This is a genomic window from Streptomyces sp. NBC_01264 (genome assembly GCF_026340675.1).
Classification (GTDB): domain Bacteria; phylum Actinomycetota; class Actinomycetes; order Streptomycetales; family Streptomycetaceae; genus Streptomyces.
The window spans coordinates 595132-612429 of the sequence record NZ_JAPEOX010000001.1 but is presented as its reverse complement, the minus strand read 5'-3'; the positions used below and the strand labels follow the sequence as shown (position 1 = coordinate 612429).

The window sequence follows — 17298 nt, the reverse complement described above, 5'->3', positions numbered from 1 at the left end:
GCACGCCGTCCCTGGGCCAAAACTTCCACGGCCCCGGATTTTGCATGAACATGCATCATCGCGCATACTCATCCCATGTCAAAGGTTCTCACCTCCCTGCCCACCGGCGAGCGCGTCGGAATCGCCTTCTCCGGCGGCCTCGACACCTCCGTCGCCGTCGCCTGGATGCGCGACAAGGGTGCCGTCCCCTGCACCTACACCGCCGACATCGGCCAGTACGACGAGCCCGACATCGCGTCGGTTCCCGCGCGGGCCACGGCGTACGGCGCCGAGATCGCGCGCCTGGTCGACTGCCGTGCGGCGCTCGTGGAGGAGGGCCTGGCGGCTCTCGCCTGCGGCGCGTTCCACATCCGCTCGGGCGGTCGTGCCTACTTCAACACGACGCCCCTCGGGCGCGCCGTGACCGGCACCCTGCTGGTCCGCGCGATGCTCGAGGACGACGTGCAGATCTGGGGCGACGGGTCGACCTTCAAGGGCAATGACATCGAGCGGTTCTACCGCTACGGCCTGCTCGCCAACCCGCACCTGCGCATCTACAAGCCGTGGCTCGACGCGGACTTCGTCACCGAGCTCGGTGGCCGCAAGGAGATGTCGGAGTGGCTGCTCGCCCACGAGCTGCCCTACCGCGACAGCACCGAGAAGGCCTACTCCACCGACGCCAACATCTGGGGCGCCACCCACGAGGCGAAGACCCTCGAGCACCTCGACACCGGTGTGGAGACCGTCGACCCGATCATGGGCGTCCGGTTCTGGGACCCCTCGGTCGAGATCGCCACCGAGGACGTCACCATCGGCTTCGCGCAGGGCCGCCCGGTCACGATCAACGGCAAGGAGTTCGCCACCGCCGTCGACCTGGTCATGGAGGCGAACGCCATCGGCGGCCGCCACGGCCTGGGCATGTCGGACCAGATCGAGAACCGGATCATCGAGGCGAAGAGCCGCGGCATCTACGAGGCTCCGGGCCTGGCCCTGCTGCACGCCGCGTACGAGCGCCTCGTCAACGCGATCCACAACGAGGACACGGTCGCCCAGTACCACAACGAGGGCCGGCGCCTCGGTCGCCTCATGTACGAGGGCCGCTGGCTGGACCCGCAGGCGCTGATGATCCGCGAGTCCCTGCAGCGCTGGGTCGGTACGGCGATCACCGGAGAGGTGACGCTGCGCCTGCGGCGCGGCGAGGACTACTCGATCATGAACACCACGGGCCCGGCGTTCAGCTACCACCCGGACAAGCTCTCCATGGAGCGCACCGAGGACTCGGCGTTCGGCCCGGTTGACCGCATCGGCCAGCTGACCATGCGCAACCTCGACATCGCCGACTCCCGCGCGAAGCTGGAGCAGTACGCCGGCCTTGGCATCGTCGGCACCACGCACCCCGCGCTGATCGGCGCCGTCGAGGCGCCCGGCTCCGGTCTGATCGGCGCCATGCCCGAGGGCGGCGCCGAGGCCATCGCCTCGCGCGGCGAGGTCTCCGGCGACGACGAGCTGCTGGACCGCGCCGCGATGGAGTCCGGCACCGACTAGTCGGCGCCGCACGCGGCAGGGCCTGACGCGCCGCCCGCGGTCCCGATGGGGACCGCGGGCGGCGTTCGTCATGGTCACGAGGCCGTGGTCATCCAGGGGGCGACCGCGCCGCCGCGGACCCGGCGCACCTGGCCCCGGGAGTCCAGGAGCCGCAGGTCGCGGTGGATGGTCATCGCGCTGACGTCCAGTTCGCGGACGAGCCGTTCGAGGGAGGCGTACCCCTCGCGGCAGACGGTCTCGACGATGTGGTGCTGCCGGGAGGCGGCGGTCAGCTTGCCGGTCGCCAGGCTGATCCGGGGTACGTGGTCACCCCGTCGGCTGCTCATCCGTGCGCTTCCTCCCGTAGGGGCATGGACCAGATATAGACCAAAACTAGACCACGTGAGAGGGCCGGAACCCGGCCGAAGGTCCACTAGGCCCAGGTCTGTTGACTGGCCGGGGCCCGATGGGGGCTCATTCTTCTGGTCCATTTCTGGTATGGAGATGGTCTGCCGAGGTGAATACTGGAGGGGTGAACCAGTCTCTCGAGCTGCGACCCGTCCTTCGGGACGGGTCGGGGCCCGTCCACGTGCAGGCGCGCGACGCGATCGCCGACGCCCTCGCCGCCGGCGGCCTCGCCCCCGGCACGCGCCTCCCCTCGGAGCGCCACCTCTGCGAGCGTCTCGGCATCAGCCGGGTCACGCTCCGCAAGGCGCTGCACGTGCTCCAGGAGGAGGGCCGGATCGGGTCGGCGGAACGGGCCGGCTGGCACGTCACGGCCGGCGCCGGAGCCGGCGCCGTGCCGGCCTTCGAGCACACCTCGGAGCTGATCGGCGGGCTCAAGGAATACAGCCGCCGGCTCGGGTTCACCCCGACCGCCCGCGTGATCGCCGCCAGGCTTCGCCCGGCGGACTTCGAAGAGGCGGAAACCCTTCAGGTCCTGCCGGGGGCGCAGATCTTCGAGCTCGACCGGGTGCGCCTCTTCGACGACGCGGTCATGTGCCACTCCGTCACCCTTGTCCCCGCCGAGCGCGCCCCGGGCATCGGCGGCCCCGACTACACCACCGCCTCGCTGTACACCGAGCTCACCGAGCGCGGCGTCGTCCCCACCCGCGCGAGCTACACCGTCCACTCGGCCCTCGTCCCACCGGACGAGGCCCCCCTGCTCGACCTGCACGAGGGCGCTCCCGTACTGCACATCGAGCAGCTCACCTACGACCAGCACGACCGCCCCTGCGAGTACAACCACGTCGTCTACCGCGCCGACCGCTACCGCTTCCACACGACCCTGACGGCCGGTCCGGGGCGGGGCTGAGTCCGGGATGCCGGGCCCCTGCCGGTCCCCGAAGCCGGGACCGGAACGAACCCCGCGGTGCCGGGCGTGCTCGGCAAGGGATTCCGGCGGCGTCCTGGCAGGATCGCGGTATGGAACGTGTGCTGGGAATCGGTGGCTATTTCATGCGGGCCGCGGATCCGGCGGCCCTGGGCGCCTGGTACCGGGACTGCCTGGGGCTGGACTCGGACGAGCACGGTCTGTGGCGTCAGGGAGCCGGGCCGACGGTGTTCGCGCCGTTCGAGTCCGGGACCGACTACTTCGGGTCCCCCGCCCAGCAGACCATGCTCAACTTCCGGGTCCGCGACCTGGACGCGATGCTTACGCAGCTGCGCGCCACGGGGGCGGACGTCGCGCCCGAGACCCAGGACATGGACGGCGTCGGCCGGTTCGGCTGGGTCACCGATCCCGAGGGCAACCGGATCGAGCTGTGGCAGCCCGCCTGATCACGCCTTTCAGGCGGTCGCCGTCGCGGCGGCCTCACGGGTGGACGCTCCCGGTGCGGCGGCCGATGCCGCAGCCGCCACCGGCACCGGCCGCGCGGTGTGCACCGCCTCCGCCGGGAGGTGGCGCTCCAGCCGGGTCAGGGCGAGCGCGGCGCCCAGCGCGGCGACGGTCAGGAAGGCCCAGGGCAGGCGCCCGTCGAGTGCGAGCAGCCCTGTGAAGAGGGACGGGGCCAGCGCCGTGGCCAGGGAGTACGACAGCTGGTACGTGGCGAGGTAACGGCCGCGTACGGCCTCGGGCGCCGCCGAGACCGACAGGGCGCCGCCCGAGGGGCTGTGGATCAGTTCGCCGACCGTGTAGACCACCACGATGCCCAGGAGGGTGACCAGCGTCGCGGTCTGTCCGGGCCGGACCGTGCCGAGCACGATCTGCCCCACGAAGGCGGCGGCGAACAGCAGCGCCCCGAGGGCCGCGGCGCGGGTGCGGCGGGCTCCGGAACGGCGGACCCGGCTCGCGATCAGGACGCCGACCCCGGCGCAGAGCGCGGTGTTGACGGTGAAGGCCGCACCGGTGAGCGAGTCGGGTCCGTGCAGCCAGGTGCTGATGTAGAGCGGGAAGAGCACGGACAGCGCCGAGTATCCGAGCGCGGTCAGGAAGTTGGCCGCGGTCAGGCCCAGGAAGGGCCGGTCGGCGAGCACCATCCGGTAGCCCGCAGGGGGACGCCTGGCCGGGCCGGATGCGCCGCCACCCGAGCCGCCGCCCGCGCCGGGTTCGCCGTGTGCGTGCTCCCGTACCGGCTTCACGCGGCTGACGAGCAGTCCGGCGAGCGCGAAGGCGGCCGCGTTGCCCCAGGCGGTGTAGGTGAACCCGTCCGTGCCCCACAGGGCCAGGACCCCGGAGACGACCAGGGCGCCGGCGCCCATGCCCGCGTTCTGCAGGGCCCGGATGGAGGCCTGGAGCCGGTCGCGGGCGCCGCCCCGGGCCACTTCCCCGATGAGCGACTGCTGGACGACGGGGAAGGAGCGGTCGGCGAGGGCCGTGATGAGGGCGACGGCCGCGAAGGCGGGGAGCGACCCGGCGAACGGGTAGAGGGCGAAGCCGAGGGCCCGGACCGCGTAGAGCAGCAGGTTGGCCTTCCTGGCCCCGAACCGGTCGACGGCCGAGCCGGCGAGCGGCATGACCGCGAGCCCGGCCAGGCCGGTCGCCGTCAGCACGATGCCGACGAGGGCGAAGGAGAGGCCGGTGACGTGGTGGAAGAAGACGAGCGAGAAGGGGATGTACAGCCCGATCCCGATCGAGCTGATGCCCACCCCGAGGAGCAGCGAGCGTTCGCCCGCCCCCCGTTCCTCGCGCATGCCCTTGACCACGTCGATCTCTCCCCCGATTGGATTGTCGGGAAGTAGCTTAGCGCTAAGTGACTTAGCGTCAAGGAGATACTTCTCCGCCTCCGAGGTCCCACGCTTCGATGTCGCGGTAGTGGATCGGCCCCGGCCCCCGGCCGATGTTGCTCCCGACCAGGTGCAGGCGCTCCGTCCGCCAGCGCCGGCCGGCGAACCCGGTGAGTCCGGCGGCGGCCTCCACCGCCGAGGAGGCGTCGTTGCGGGGGGCGCGGGCCAGCGTCAGGTGAGGTCGCAGCGGCCGGTCCTCGAAGAGGATGCCGCACTCCTTGACCACGGCCCGGACATCGGCGGCGAGCCGGTGCAGCCCGTCGAGGTCCCCGTCGATCCCGCTCCACAGCACCCGCTCGCCGAACTGACCGCCCCCGCTCAGGGCCAGGCGTACGGGACCGCGCGCCGCCGCGAGCTCCGCGAGCGGCGGCCGCAGCGGCGGGACGGACTCGACCGGCAGTTCGCCGAGGAACGCCAGGGTGATGTGCCAGTCCTCGATGCGGTTCCACCGCATGTGCGGGTACGCGGCGTAGGCGGGCCCCAGCTCGCGCGCGAGTTCCTCCTTCGCGTCGTCGGGCGGGGCGAGGGCGATGAACACGCGAACGGTCGCGGGACGGGTCTCTTCGTTCAGGTCGTTCATGGTGATCAGATGTAGTCGGCCGTCTCGTGGACGTCCCCGAACCGGGGGAAGATCCGCTCCACGGCGAACTCGTGCTCGTCGGCGGCGAAGCCGGACATGGCGTCGGCCACGAACTCCAGCTCGTAGCCGTGGTCGCTCGCGGCCCGCGCCGTGGACTCGACCCCCATCGTGGTGACCAGCCCGGCGAGCACCACCGTGTCCACGCCCAGGCCGCGCAGCCGCTCGTCCAGCCCGGTGCCGTGGAAGGCCCCGACGGTCCGCTTGACGATCAGGACGTCGCCCGCCCGTACCAGCCCGTCGGCGAAGCCGCTGCCCGGCGGCTGCTCCGCAACGCCCGGCCGCTCCACCCGTACGAGCACCACCGGACGCCCGTCCGCCCTGAAGGCCTCGGCCAGCCGGAGGCAGCGGGCCAGCACCTCGTCACCGGAGTGCGGGGCGACGGGCATCCCGATGATGCGGGGCATCAGGTCGATGAGGATCAGCGCGGAGGTCACGGGAGCGATCATAGGACAGGGGTGCACCGGGGCCCGGGCCCCGGAGAGCAGGGCTAGGGCGTGCTCGTGAAGGAGCGGCGGTAAGAGCGGGGCGGAACTCCCCTGCGCCGCACGAACTGTTCGCGCAGGACCGCCGCGCTGCCGTAGCCGACCCGCCGGGCGATCTCCTCGACGGGCAGGTCCGTGCTCTCCAGGAGCTCCTCCGCGCTGCTCAGCCGCAGGTTCCGTAGCCAGGCGTGCGGGGTGGTGCCGGTCGCGGCGGTGAACCGGCGGGCGAAGGAGCGCTTGCTCATCACGGCGCGGCGGGCCAGTTCCGTGACGGGCAGCGGTTCGTGGAGGTGGTCGCGGGCCCAGGCGAGCACCTCGGAGAGCCGCTCGTCGCGGCAGTCCTCGGGGACGGGCGCGCCGAGGTACTGGGCCTGCCCGCCGTCGCGGTGCGAGGGCAGCACCATGTCCCGGGCGACGGCATTGGCCATCGTCGCCCCGTGCTCCCGCCGCAGCAGGTGCAGGCACAGATCGAAGCCGGCGGCGGCTCCGGCGCCCGTGACGATCCTGCCCTCGTCGATGTACAGGGCGTCCGGTTCGACGGCGACGCCCGGATGGCGGTCGGCCAGCAGCTCGGCGAACCGCCAGTGCGTGGTGGCCCGCAGGCCGTCGAGCAGCCCGGCCTCGGCGAGCGCGAAGGTGCCGACGCAGTGGGCCGCGAGCACGGAGCCGCCCCCGTGGGCGGCGACCAGCGCGTCGAGTACCGCCGGACCGGGCGGTGTACGGAAAGCCGCCCCCGGCAGGGCGATCACCAGATCGGCGGCGGCCAGCCGGTCGAGGCCGTGCTCGATCGCGAGCGGTACGCCGATGTCGGTGGGGACCGGTCCGGGCCGCTCGGCGCACAGGGCGAAGTCGAAGCCGGGCAGCCCCTGTCCGTGCGGGCCGAAGACCTCGCTGACGATCCCCACGGCGAGCATGCCGGCACCCGGCGGGACGTACGCGGCGACGGTCGTGAAAGGGGGCACGGGGGCAGTCTGCCACGTTTGGCACGAATCCTGCGATCACTGGCAGGTGTGCCACTCGTACGCCCCTCTCCGACGCGGAAGGATTGCAGCCATGACGAACACGAAGACAGACATCGCGGCGGACACCACGGCCACCGGACAGGACCTCCGCACCGACGCGCCGCTCGGCCGCAGCGCCGTCTACAAGATCCTCACCACCGGCTACGTCGGCTCCACCGGCCCCGGGGTCGCCGCCACCGTTTCCTACGTGGCCGACGCCGGCCGGCACTTCATCTTCGACCCGGGCATGGTGGCGAGCCACGCGGACATCCTCGGCCCGCTCGCGGAACTGGGCCTCGGCGCCGAGGACATCACCGACGTGGTGCTCAGCCACCACCACCCGGACAACACCATGAACGTGGGCCTGTTCGCCCGGGCCCGGGTGCACGACCACAAGGTCGAGTACCAGGGGGACCAGTGGACGAACCGGGACGCCGAGGGCTACGAACTCACCCCCTCCCTGCGCCTGATCCGTACCCCGGGGCACAGCCACGAGGACATCACCCTGCTGGCCGGAACGGACTCCGGCGTGGTGGCGTTCGCCGGCGACCTGTGGTGGCACGCGCAGGGCCCCGCCGACGACCCGGTGGCCCCGGACCGCGAGGTATTGCGCGCCTCCCGGCTGCGGGTGCTCGCCGCGGCGGACCTGATCGTCCCGGGCCACGGCGGCCCCTTCGCCGCCGACGGTGCGGTGCCGCTCTAGAGGGCTTTCCGCCCTTGCCCGCAGGATCGCGCCGTTGGCTGCGTTTTTGCGTCAACTACTCTCTGCTTTGGGTGAGTTGCTGACGTACTGACCTATCTTCCGTGGGGCATACCGGTTCGCCCCAGGAGGTCAGATTGCAGTCCAGGCGCTTCCTCGCCTCAGCCCGCGCACTCCGCAGATCCCGGCTGCTCATCGCCTTCGGACTCGGCGCCTTGCTGATCGGCTTCACGCCGTGGCTCGGGGTCGCGAGCCCGACCCCCACCCCCGCGCCCCTCGGCGAGCAGGCGCCGCAGCAGTCGCCGCACCACGGCGTCGCGCCGGCGAACGCGATGGAGCCGACGGCCCCCGTCCTCGACCGGACGGGATGGACGGCCGCGGCGAGCGACGAGGAGACGGTCGGCGAGAACGGCCGCGCCGCCCACGTCCTCGACGGTGACACGGGCACCCTCTGGCACAGCAAGTGGTCGGGCACCCCGGCCCCCTTGCCGCACAGCATCACCGTCGACATGCACCGTACGGCGGTCGTCTCGGCGCTCGTCTACACCCCTCGTACCAACGGGGCCAACGGGCGCGTGGGCGAGTACACCCTCAGTGTCAGCGCGGACGGAGTGAACTGGCCGGCCCCGGTCGCGAGCGGCACGCTCGCGGACGACGGCAGCGCCAAGACGCTCGGGTTCGCCCCGCAGGGGGCCCGGTTCGTACGGCTGACCGCGCTCACCGAGGCCGGCGGCCGCGGCCCGTGGACCTCCGCCGCCGAGATCAACCTGCTGGGCGACCCCGGTACCCCGGAGGCCACCGTGGACCTGGCCCGGACGGGATGGACGGCCGCGGCGAGCGACGAGGAGACGGGCAGCGAGAACGGCCGCGCCGCCCACGTCCTCGACGGTGACACGGGCACCCTCTGGCACAGCAAGTGGTCCGGCACCCCGGCCCCCTTGCCGCACACCATCACCATCGACATGCACCGCACGGCCGCGGTCTCCGCGCTCGTCTACCACCCCCGCACGAACGGCCCCAACGGCCGGGCGGGCGCGTACACCGTCACCACCAGCACCGACGGGGCCGCCTTCGGCACACCGGTGGCCGCGGGCACCTGGCGCGACGACGACACCGTCAAGACCGCCACCTTCACCCGTACCGCGAACGCCCGGTTCGTACGGCTGACCGTGACCACCGAGGCCGGAGCCCGCGGCCCCTGGACCTCCGCCGCCGAGATCCGCCTGAGCGGGCCGGCCGCCCCCGCCGTCCACGGATCCTGGGGCCGGATCACCGGGTTCCCCCTGGTCCCCGTGGCCACCGCCGTCCTGCCGGGGGACAAACTCCTGGCCTGGTCCGCGTACGCGGTGGACCGCTTCGGCGGCAGCAACGGCTACACCCAGACGGCGATCCTCGACCTGAAGACGGGCAAGGTCACCCAGCGCCGCATCGACAACACCGGGCACGACATGTTCTGCCCCGGCATAGCCATGCTGGCCGACGGCCGCGTGCTGGTCACCGGGGGCAGCAACGCGGAGAAGGCCAGCATCTACGACCCCGCCACCGACGACTGGTCCGCCACCGGGAACATGAACATCCCCCGCGGCTACCAGTCCATGACGCTGCTCTCCACCGGCGAGGCCTTCGTCCTGGGCGGATCCTGGAGCGGACCCGCGGGCGACAAGGCCGCCGAGGCCTGGTCGCCGGACACCCGGACCTGGCGCGGGCTCCCGGGAGTCCCCGCCCTCCAGGCCTCCACGGCCGACCCGGCCGGGCCCTACCGCGCCGACAACCACATGTGGCTGCACGCCACTTCGGGCGGCAAGGTGCTCCAACTGGGCCCGAGCAAGCAGATGAACTGGATCTCGACCACCGGTACGGGCAGCATCACCCCCGCCGGCAACCGGGCCGACAGCGCCGACGCCATGACGGGCAACGCCGTCGCCTACGACATCGGCAAACTCCTCACCCTCGGCGGCTCGCCCGCCTACCAGAACACCCCCGCCACACGTCGCGCCTACACCGTGAGCATCGCCGGGACCCAGGTCGAAACCGCCCGCACCGGGGACATGGAGTACGCCAGGGCCTTCGCCAACAGCGTGGTGCTGCCCGACGGCAAGGTGATCGTCTTCGGCGGACAGGGCTATCCGGTCCCCTTCAGCGACGCGACCTCGGTCCTGACCCCCGAACTGTGGGACCCCGCGACGGGCGCCTTCACCCCGCTCGCCACCATGGCCGTCCCGCGCAACTACCACAGCGTGGCCAACCTGTTGCCGGACGGCCGGGTCTTCTCCGGCGGCGGAGGCCTGTGCGGCGACTGCGCCACCAACCACGCCGACGGTGCCGTCTTCACCCCGCCGTACCTGCTCAACCCGGACGGATCGCCGAAACCACGCCCCGAGATCACGGGCACCGTACCCTCCACGACCGACCCCGGAACCTCCCTGACGCTCTCCACCTCCACCCCGGCCGCGTCCTTCGTCCTGATGCGGGCCGCGGCCGCGACCCACTCCACCGACAACGACCAGCGCCGGATCCCCCTCGCCTCCACGGCCACGGGAACGGGTACGTACACGGTGTCCCTGCCCGCCGACCCCGGCGTCGTCCTGCCGGGGACCTACATGCTCTTCGCCCTGAACGCGGAGGGAGTACCGAGCACGGCCCGGTTCATGACCATTTCCTGACCCGCGTACGAGGTCCCGCTGGCCGGAGGTCCGGTCCGGTCGGCGGGACCGGCGTCCCCCACGATCACGACGCGCGTGACGCCCGTTAGCCTCGGGCCATGACTCATGACTGGCGGACGGACCGGATCGGAAGCGCGCTGCGCGGCGAGAACCCCACGGTGCTCAGGCGCTTGACCGCGGGGTTCGCCGTGATCGGCGACGTGCAGTTCCTGCCAGGCTACTCGGTGCTCCTGGCGGACGACCCCAAGGTCGAGAGGCTGTCCGACCTGCCCAGGGCGAAACGGCTGGCCTTCCTGTCCGACATGGACCACCTCGGAGAGGCCGTCGAGCGGGCGTCCCGCCGCTTGGATCCCGCCTTCCGGCGGGTCAACCTGGAAATCCTGGGCAACACCGACGGCTTCCTGCACGCCCACGTATGGCCACGGTTCGAGTGGGAGCCGGCCGACCTGGTGGGCATGCCGGTGTGGCTCTACCCCGGCGCCCACTGGGCCGACGCACAGTTCGCCCTGGGCCCCCGGCACGACCCGCTGCGCAAGGCGATCGCGGACGAGCTGACCGACCTGCGCGCCGAGGCCTGACAGCGCCCCCCCGCCGGGCCGGTCGCGCCGGCCTACGTGGCCGAGCCGGCCGTGAGGGCCCTGGTGAGCCAGTCCGTGGTGGCGGGGAGCCAGTCGGGTTGGGCGTTGCCGAGGAGGTGGTCGCCCTCGGGGACCAGGAGGTACTCGCCGTTCGGTGCCCGGCGCACCAGTTCGGCTCCGTTGGTGACGCCCGGGACGATGTCCCGGCCGCCGTCCACCACCAGGAGCGGGCAGCCGATGCGCGGCGCGAGTGACGACAAGTCGACCTGAGCGATGAACTCGCGTGCCGCGGTGGCTCCTCCGGCGCGCCGGGCGATCAGCTCCGACAGCGGCGGTGGCAAGGCATCCCAGTCGATCCGGTGGGGGCCGCTGACCACCGCCGCGGCTGCCACCCGTGGGTCCAGGGCGGCGCTCCGGGCGACGTAGTAGCCGCCCAGGCTGAGGCCGATGAGGCCGACCCGGTCGAGGGAGAGGGCGTCGATGACCTGGCCGATCACCTGGTCGTAGTCGGCGCGCAGCGTCGTGGTGGCCGCGAGCGCCCCCTGTCCCGGGCCGTCCATGCCGAACACGGCCGAACCCCTGCGCAGCAGGGCCGCGGTGACCCGGTGGAACTCCTCCTTGCCGGAGTCCAGTCCGGGGACGACGATCACGGTGGACGGTGCGTCGGCGGGGCCGCGCAGCCGGCCGGTGAAGGAGGGGCCGTCGATGCGGCGGGCTCCGGGATCGAGCAGGGCCAGGGCGCGGCCCATGGCGGCGTCCGCCTCCGCCGCGGCGTGTGCGTGGCGGGTGGCCGTGGACGCGGAGGTGCGCGGAGCCAGGGTGGCGAAGTGGAACCATCTCGCCGCCGCCTGCTCGTACGCGCCCGCCGAGACCCGCGCCCCGGACGCGGCCGCCCGCCGTGCGCGGTCGACGTACTGCAGGGCGGTGCGGATCAGCGATTCGCTCCAGTCACCGGGGGAGGAGGCCCCTTCCGCGGCGCGCAGGTACGCGTGCGGATCGAGCCCGGCCCCGGTGGCCCGGGTCAGTCGCGCGGCGGCGAACGCGGAGGTATAGGCGGGACCGAGGTCGGAAGTGAGGTCGGACGCGCTCATCGGGCCGCTCCCGTCGTCAGGACGGCCTTGCCGCGGATCCGGCGCTCCCGCAGGTCGACGAGGGTACGGGAGGTCCGTGCCCAGTCCTCGACCCGGCCGATCTCCGGATGCAGCCGCCCTTGGTCCACCAGCCGGACCAGGGTCGCCAGATCCTCGCCGTACGGGGCTCCGGCGTAGTGGAAGTGCCGGATCGAGGCACCTTCCGGACCGGCGAAGAAATCGAAGAAGTCCAGCGTGACCGGTGTCCGGCTCGCCTGGCCGAACCAGATCAGCGTGCCGCCGGCGGCCAGCCGGGCCAGCGCCCGCGGCATGGCGGCGCCGCCGGTGGACTCCAGCACCAGGTCGAAGGGGCCGCGGGCTTCCGCGACATCGCGCACGACGGCGGCCGCTCCCAGCGCGAGCAGCCGCTCGCCGCGCGAAGCGGTGGCGGTCACGGCGGTGACCTCCGCCCCGGAGGCGGCGGCGAGTTCGGTCACGTAGTGGCCCACGCCGCCCGCCGCACCGGTCAGCAGGACGCGGCGGCCCGCCACGCTTCCGGCCGTGCGCAGCAGTCGCAGGGCCGTGATGCCGGCCAGCGGCAGGGCCGCGGCCCGGACGGAGTCGAGGCCGTCGGGGAGTACGGCCAGGGAGTGAGTGGGCACGGCGACGTACTCCGCCCAGCCGCCCCGCGGCGGATGGCCGACGACGCGGGCGCCGACCGAGGGCCCCGACCCGTCGGCCGCCGCCTGCACCACGAGCCCGGCGACGTCCTTCCCGGGAACCAGCCCCGGCCGCGGGTCCTCCAGCAGGAAGGTCTCGCCACGGTTCGGCGCGAACGCCTCCACCCGGACCAGGGCCTCGTCCACGGCCGGGACGGGCTGGGCATCGTCGGCGAACTCCACCGGACGCGCCGGATCGCCTGTGGGAATCAGTCTCTGCATGCGGATCATGGAAGCGGCAGCGCCCGCGGACCGTCCAACAACGCCCGCGCCCAGCCGACAACCAACGGTTGTCGCCTAAGGTGAACGACGTGGATCTGGACCTCGCACAGGCGCGTGCCTTCGTACTGACCGCCCAGGAAATGCACTTCGGGCGTGCGGCCACGACCCTGTCGATCTCCCAGCAGGCCCTGTCGAAGCGGATCGCCCGCCTGGAGTCGGCGCTCGGGGCCGAGCTGTTCGACCGGGGCGGCCACGGCGTACGGCTCACCGAGGCCGGCCGGCGCTTCCTGGAGCCGGCCCGGGGCGCCCTGGCCGCCGCCGACCGGGCCCTGGCCGCCGTACGGGAGGAACGGCGGCCGCTACGGGTCGACGTATGGGGCCACCTGTACGCACCGATGCGGACCCTGGCCCAACTGACCGCGCACGCCCCCGAACCGGCCCTGGAGCGGGGGCACGGACGCGATCTGCCTTCTGTGGCCGCCGGGCTGCTCCACGGGGAGACCGACGCGGCCTTCGGCCGGGTCCACCCGCCCCTGCCCGAAGGGCTGACGCACCGCCTGGTGCGGCTGGAGCCGGTGGACGTGGTCCTCGGCGCGGATCATCCCCTGGCGGGGGAAGCCGCCCTGAGGCCAGGGCAGTTGGCGGGCAGTGTGCTGTGGACCCCGGGCGCCCTCGACCGGCTGGACTTCCTGCACCGCTTCGCCGAGCGGTTCGCCGTCCGCGAGCACGCCGAGGGCCCGAACCTGGGAGCGGACCACTTCCTGGCGGGCCTGTCCGGGGACGTACGCCGCTTCGCGCTGATGCCCGCCGACGCGCCGCTCCCGCGGATCCCGGGCATCCGGTCCGTTCCGCTGGTGGATCCCACCCCCCTCTACGCCTGGTCGCTGCTGTGGCGCGGTGACGGTGGTCGCGGTGACGGCGGGCACCCTTTGCTCGACACGCTGCTGGAGGCCTTCGCCGCGGAGGCGGGGCGCAGCCGCTGGCTGGAGTACGACCCGGCCCGCGACTGGCTGCCCGAACCGGGCTCCGCCACCACGCCGTGACACGAACGGGTCCGGCCCGGCACCCGCGGGATGCGGGGCCGGGCCGGAGCCTCGTACGGGACGCGACGGGTCAGGGAGCGAGCAGGTAGGCGTTCGTGATCGTCTCCCGCACCGTGTTGCCGGCCTTGTCCTTCAGGTCCACCCGGAACGACGCCGCCTTGGCCGACGCCGGGTGCTTCACGGTCACCGAACGCGCGCCCTGCGCGTCCGTCGCCACCGCGAGGAGCTGCCAGGTCTTGCCCCCGTCGTAGGAGACCCTGACCGCCAGCGAGGCGACCTGCCCGTCCTTCGCGGCAGCCCCGCCCAGCACCAGCGGCACCTTCAGCGCGCCGCCCGCCGGCGCGGTCCCGTTCAGGCTCAGCTTCGGCGACAGCCGCACCGTGGACAGCGGCAGCGCCACGGGTTCGTCCGTGGCCGGACGGGCCGAGGTGAACGTCCAGACCGCGCTCACCTTCGTGCTGGTCGCGGTGTCCTTGGTGGAGCGGGTCGCCTCCTTGGTCAGCCGGTACGTCGCCTTGCCGGCCGGTACCTTGGCGCTCAGCCAGCCGTCCGGCGGAGTTTCGACGATGATCTTGCCGCCGGACTCCAGCCGGGTGAAGCCGCCGGTGGTGAGGGAATATCCTTCGTGGCCGGCGCCGTCGTTGAACAGCCCGACATTGAAGTCCAGGTAGTCGCCGTACCGCGTCGCCTCCTGGTACCGGTACTGCCCGTCCTTCAGATCGGGTCCGACCACACCGGTGTTGAAGTTCAAGGTGTAGCGCCGTCCCGGCTGGTACGACCGGGACTCATGCGTGTAGATGGCGCGCGCCTCCCCCTGGGAGTCGACCTGTGAAGCGACCCAGGTCCAGAGCATCCCTCCGCCGGCGCTCACGTACTGGGTGCTCGCGTACGGCAGGCTCTGCTGGGCGGGGTCCTGGATTCCGGAGGTGTAGCCGCCGGAATCCGTCGGCGTGGCGTGGACCAGGCCCTTCGCCCCGGCGACCGAGGCACCGAACCCGAGCTTCACCTCGGCGACGTCGGCCAGGGTCAGCTTGCGGTCGAGCCCGTCGAACCAGGTGCCCGTACGGTTGAAGGCGAGCCGGTAGTCGATGTTCTTGCCCGCGGCCCCCGGCGTCTTCCACAGGCCGTTGTACTGCCCGTGCAGCGTGGGCGTGGCCGGGCCCAGGTGCTGAGTGAGGATCTTCGTCGCCCCGTCGGTGGACCACATGTCGGACACGTTCGCGGCCTCGTCGTAGAACCCGGTGTAGGCACTCACCAGCTTCGCGGACGGGTCCGGCGGGGTGACGGCGAACGGCTTGGCCTTGCGGGAGTCGAAGGTGACCGTGGTCTTCCCGGTGAGCTTCAGCAGCGGCTGGACGAAGAAGCCCAGGGTGGAGTCCGGGCCCCAGACGACGCCCTCCAGCAGGTATTCGCCCTTGGGCAGCCGCTGGACGACCGTGCCGCTCGGGTCGTACGGGACCTCGAAGCGGCCCTCCGAGCCCGTGCCGAGCCTGGTGACCGTGGTGTAGTAGGTCGCCGGGCTCCCGCCCTTGACGTCCAGGTGCCTCAAGGTGACGTCGTAGGACTCCACCTCGCGCTCGACCACGAGACCGGTGCGCACTTCCTGTCCGTCCCCGGCGGCCAGTACGGTGCCGCCGAAGGCGCCGTCGACCGTGCCCTTGCGGGTGTCGGCGGTGACGGTGGTCGTCGCGGAGCCCCCGGCGGGGACGGTGAGCTGGGCGTCCTTGACGGTGAACATCCCGGCCGGGGCCGGACGTCCGGACGGGTCGGTGCCCGCCGTGGTCAGCTTCAGGGTGACCGGCTTGGTCCCGTGGTTGCGGTAGGTGACCGACTTCGACACCGGCTTGTCGTCGGCGTGCGGCCAGAGCTGCGTACCGAAGGCGAGGGAACCGGGGGTGGACGTGACGACGGCCTTGCCGGCCCGGACCAGGTCGACGCGGCCCGCGCCCTGCTGGTAGGCGTTGTTCTTCGGGTTGGGCGTGGCCGAGGCGGTCAGCAGGGCCTTGAGCCGGGCCGGGCTCCAGGTCGGGTGCTGCTGCTTGACCAGGGCCGCGGCGCCCGCGACGTGCGGGGTGGCCATAGAGGTGCCCGACATGCCGACGTACCCCTCGGAGGGAGCGGGATCGGTGCCCTGCGTGCTCGCGGCGGCGGTGATGCCGACGCCCGGGGCGGTGATGTCCGGCTTGGCCAGTCCATCGGCGGTCGGACCCCGGCTGGAGAACTCCGCGAGCTGGTCCTGCTTGTCCACGGCGCCGACGGTGAGCGCCGCGGTGGCGCTGCCGGGCGACCGCAACGTGCGGGCCTTGTCGCCCTCGTTCCCGGCGGCCACCACGAACAGCGCCTTGCCGGAGAGCTGGGCGACCGCTTCCTCCTTGGGGTCGACGCCGGGCTCGTCGGGAGCGCCCAGGCTCATGTTGACGACCGTCGCACCCTGGTCCACGGCCCACTGCATACCGCTGATGATCTCGGAGTCGGAGCCGAAGCCGTCGTCGCCGAGGACCTTGCCGTCCAGGAGCTGCACACCGGGTGCCACGCCCTTGTAGAGGCCGCCCGACCGCGCGCCCGACCCGGCGATCGTGGAGGCCACGTGCGTACCGTGCCCGTACCGGTCCTTGGAGTCGGGCGAACTGCTGAAGTTCTTCTGCAGGGTCTCGACGCCCTTGAGGTCGGGGTGCGTCTCGTCGACCCCCGTGTCCAGGACCGCCACCTTGACGCCCTTGCCGGTGAAGCCCGCCTTCCACATGGCGGGCGCGCCTATCTGCGGCACGCTCTTGTCCAAGGTGGCGCTCACCTTGCCGTCCAGCCACAGGTGCGCGACCGGCGGTACGGGCGCGGAGCCCAGCATGCGGGCGTCCTTCCGGCCGGTGACCGCCGTCCAGAGGGCCGCGGCGTCGGCCTTCGGCGCGTTGAACGCCTCGCCCGCCACCGCGGGCAGTTCGCGACGGTCGCGGGCGACCGCCGCCAGTGTGTCGCCGGCGGCCCCGAAGGTCTTGGCCCCCGAGGCGTCGCGCCGGTACCCGGCGATCAGGGGCAGCGTGGTGCGGTGCGCGTCGTCGTACCCGTCCCTGACCAGCCCGGCGACGTCGAACAGGCGCCGGTCGAGCACCCCGTCGGCGACCAGTCGCAGGGCGTCCTGTGGAATGACGTACGTGTACGCGCCCTCGCGGCGCACCGAGAAGGCGATCCCCTCACGGCCCGCGCCGCGCAGCAGCTGCTCGACGCTGCCGTCGCCCTTGACGACGACCCGGTCGCCGGTGACCAGGGTCACCGTCGCCGACGGCCTCGCTTCCTTCTTCGCCCGGCCCCCGGCCGGAGCCCCCTTGCCGTCCTGTGCGGTGGTGCCTGCGGCCGGTGCCTGCGCGGCGCCGGCCGACACTGTGCCCGCGATCAGCGTCCCCGTCACCGCTGCGGCGAGCACCGCCGTTCGGGCCCTCCTGATGAATCCCACCCGT

The 17298-nt window shown here is 72.7% G+C and carries 15 protein-coding genes; 7 read left to right on the top strand and 8 right to left on the bottom strand.

Translation table 11 applies throughout. The features are described 5' to 3' along the window. Window positions 1–75 precede the first annotated feature (75 nt). Window positions 76–1524: an argininosuccinate synthase gene (argG, locus tag OG435_RS02785; protein ID WP_266875099.1), complete on the top strand. Its 1449-nt coding sequence runs from the start codon at window positions 76–78 to the stop codon at window positions 1522–1524. 74 nt (window positions 1525–1598) lie between these two features. Here argG and OG435_RS02780 read toward each other — a convergent pair whose 3' ends face one another. Further along, the gene (locus OG435_RS02780) at window positions 1599–1850 is read right to left on the bottom strand and encodes a DeoR family transcriptional regulator (RefSeq protein ID WP_266875098.1); all 252 of its coding nucleotides are present in this window, start codon (window positions 1848–1850) and stop codon (window positions 1599–1601) included. Between the two features lie 185 nt (window positions 1851–2035). Between OG435_RS02780 and OG435_RS02775 the strand changes: the two genes are divergently transcribed. Then, window positions 2036–2818 carry a GntR family transcriptional regulator gene (locus OG435_RS02775; RefSeq protein WP_266875097.1) on the top strand — a complete coding sequence of 261 codons (783 nt, stop codon included), beginning with the start codon at window positions 2036–2038 and terminating at the stop codon, window positions 2816–2818. Between the two features lie 110 nt (window positions 2819–2928). Continuing rightward, window positions 2929–3282 carry a VOC family protein gene (locus tag OG435_RS02770; RefSeq protein ID WP_266875096.1) on the top strand — a complete coding sequence of 118 codons (354 nt, stop codon included), beginning with the start codon at window positions 2929–2931 and terminating at the stop codon, window positions 3280–3282. A 9-nt stretch (window positions 3283–3291) separates the two neighbouring features. On the opposite strand, the gene OG435_RS02765 is transcribed toward OG435_RS02770, so the two are convergent. The 4 genes from OG435_RS02765 to OG435_RS02750 are packed head-to-tail and all read right to left on the bottom strand — an operon-like array spanning window position 3292 to window position 6764. Continuing rightward, window positions 3292–4647, bottom strand: a complete 1356-nt coding sequence (locus OG435_RS02765) for an MFS transporter (protein ID WP_266875095.1) — start codon at window positions 4645–4647, stop codon at window positions 3292–3294. Window positions 4648–4705: 58 nt separating this feature from the next. Further along, window positions 4706–5308, bottom strand: coding sequence for an RNA 2',3'-cyclic phosphodiesterase (gene thpR / locus OG435_RS02760; protein ID WP_266875094.1), 603 nt, complete (start codon window positions 5306–5308; stop codon window positions 4706–4708). A gap of 5 nt (window positions 5309–5313) precedes the next feature. Then, window positions 5314–5802 (bottom strand): isochorismatase family protein, encoded by a 489-nt coding sequence (locus OG435_RS02755; RefSeq protein WP_430625562.1) that lies wholly within the window; start codon window positions 5800–5802, stop codon window positions 5314–5316. A gap of 53 nt (window positions 5803–5855) precedes the next feature. Further along, entirely contained in the window at window positions 5856–6764 is a 909-nt protein-coding gene (locus OG435_RS02750; protein ID WP_266881505.1) for a GlxA family transcriptional regulator, read from the bottom strand. A gap of 139 nt (window positions 6765–6903) precedes the next feature. On the opposite strand from OG435_RS02750, the gene OG435_RS02745 reads away from it, so the two are divergent. The 3 genes from OG435_RS02745 to OG435_RS02735 all read left to right on the top strand — a co-directional run bounded on the left by OG435_RS02745 (window position 6904) and on the right by OG435_RS02735 (window position 10792). After that, window positions 6904–7554, top strand: a complete 651-nt coding sequence (locus tag OG435_RS02745; protein WP_266875092.1) for an MBL fold metallo-hydrolase — start codon at window positions 6904–6906, stop codon at window positions 7552–7554. A gap of 134 nt (window positions 7555–7688) precedes the next feature. After that, window positions 7689–10214: a discoidin domain-containing protein gene (locus OG435_RS02740; protein ID WP_266875091.1), complete on the top strand. Its 2526-nt coding sequence runs from the start codon at window positions 7689–7691 to the stop codon at window positions 10212–10214. A 98-nt stretch (window positions 10215–10312) separates the two neighbouring features. Next, window positions 10313–10792 carry a diadenosine tetraphosphate hydrolase gene (locus OG435_RS02735; RefSeq protein ID WP_266875090.1) on the top strand — a complete coding sequence of 160 codons (480 nt, stop codon included), beginning with the start codon at window positions 10313–10315 and terminating at the stop codon, window positions 10790–10792. A 32-nt stretch (window positions 10793–10824) separates the two neighbouring features. On the opposite strand, the gene OG435_RS02730 is transcribed toward OG435_RS02735, so the two are convergent. Beyond that, window positions 10825–11883 carry an alpha/beta hydrolase family protein gene (locus OG435_RS02730; RefSeq protein ID WP_266875089.1) on the bottom strand — a complete coding sequence of 353 codons (1059 nt, stop codon included), beginning with the start codon at window positions 11881–11883 and terminating at the stop codon, window positions 10825–10827. Continuing rightward, a complete protein-coding gene (locus OG435_RS02725; RefSeq protein WP_266875088.1) occupies window positions 11880–12803 on the bottom strand; it encodes a zinc-binding dehydrogenase in 924 nt (307 codons plus the stop codon). The genes OG435_RS02730 and OG435_RS02725 overlap by 4 nt, the downstream gene beginning before the upstream one ends. Window positions 12804–12892: 89 nt before the next feature. Here OG435_RS02725 and OG435_RS02720 point away from each other — a divergent pair, with 89 nt between their 5' ends. Beyond that, on the top strand, window positions 12893–13846 hold the full coding sequence (locus OG435_RS02720; protein WP_266875087.1) for a LysR family transcriptional regulator: 954 nt from the start codon (window positions 12893–12895) through the stop codon (window positions 13844–13846). A 70-nt stretch (window positions 13847–13916) separates the two neighbouring features. Here OG435_RS02720 and OG435_RS02715 read toward each other — a convergent pair whose 3' ends face one another. Next, window positions 13917–17294: a S8 family peptidase gene (locus OG435_RS02715; protein ID WP_266875086.1), complete on the bottom strand. Its 3378-nt coding sequence runs from the start codon at window positions 17292–17294 to the stop codon at window positions 13917–13919. Between the last annotated feature and the right edge of the window lie 4 nt (window positions 17295–17298).

What these genes read in the sequence shown, in the direction of transcription:
- argG (WP_266875099.1), top strand. Translation starts at nt 76, where the DNA reads ATGTCAAAGGTTCTCACCTCCCTGCCCACCGGCGAGCGCGTCGGAATC.
- OG435_RS02780 (WP_266875098.1), bottom strand. Translation starts at nt 1,850, where the DNA reads ATGAGCAGCCGACGGGGTGACCACGTACCCCGGATCAGCCTGGCGACC.
- OG435_RS02770 (WP_266875096.1), top strand. Translation starts at nt 2,929, where the DNA reads ATGGAACGTGTGCTGGGAATCGGTGGCTATTTCATGCGGGCCGCGGAT.
- thpR (WP_266875094.1), bottom strand. Translation starts at nt 5,308, where the DNA reads ATGAACGACCTGAACGAAGAGACCCGTCCCGCGACCGTTCGCGTGTTC.
- OG435_RS02750 (WP_266881505.1), bottom strand. Translation starts at nt 6,764, where the DNA reads ATGCTCGCCGTGGGGATCGTCAGCGAGGTCTTCGGCCCGCACGGACAG.
- OG435_RS02745 (WP_266875092.1), top strand. Translation starts at nt 6,904, where the DNA reads ATGACGAACACGAAGACAGACATCGCGGCGGACACCACGGCCACCGGA.
- OG435_RS02735 (WP_266875090.1), top strand. Translation starts at nt 10,313, where the DNA reads ATGACTCATGACTGGCGGACGGACCGGATCGGAAGCGCGCTGCGCGGC.
- OG435_RS02730 (WP_266875089.1), bottom strand. Translation starts at nt 11,883, where the DNA reads ATGAGCGCGTCCGACCTCACTTCCGACCTCGGTCCCGCCTATACCTCC.
- OG435_RS02725 (WP_266875088.1), bottom strand. Translation starts at nt 12,803, where the DNA reads ATGCAGAGACTGATTCCCACAGGCGATCCGGCGCGTCCGGTGGAGTTC.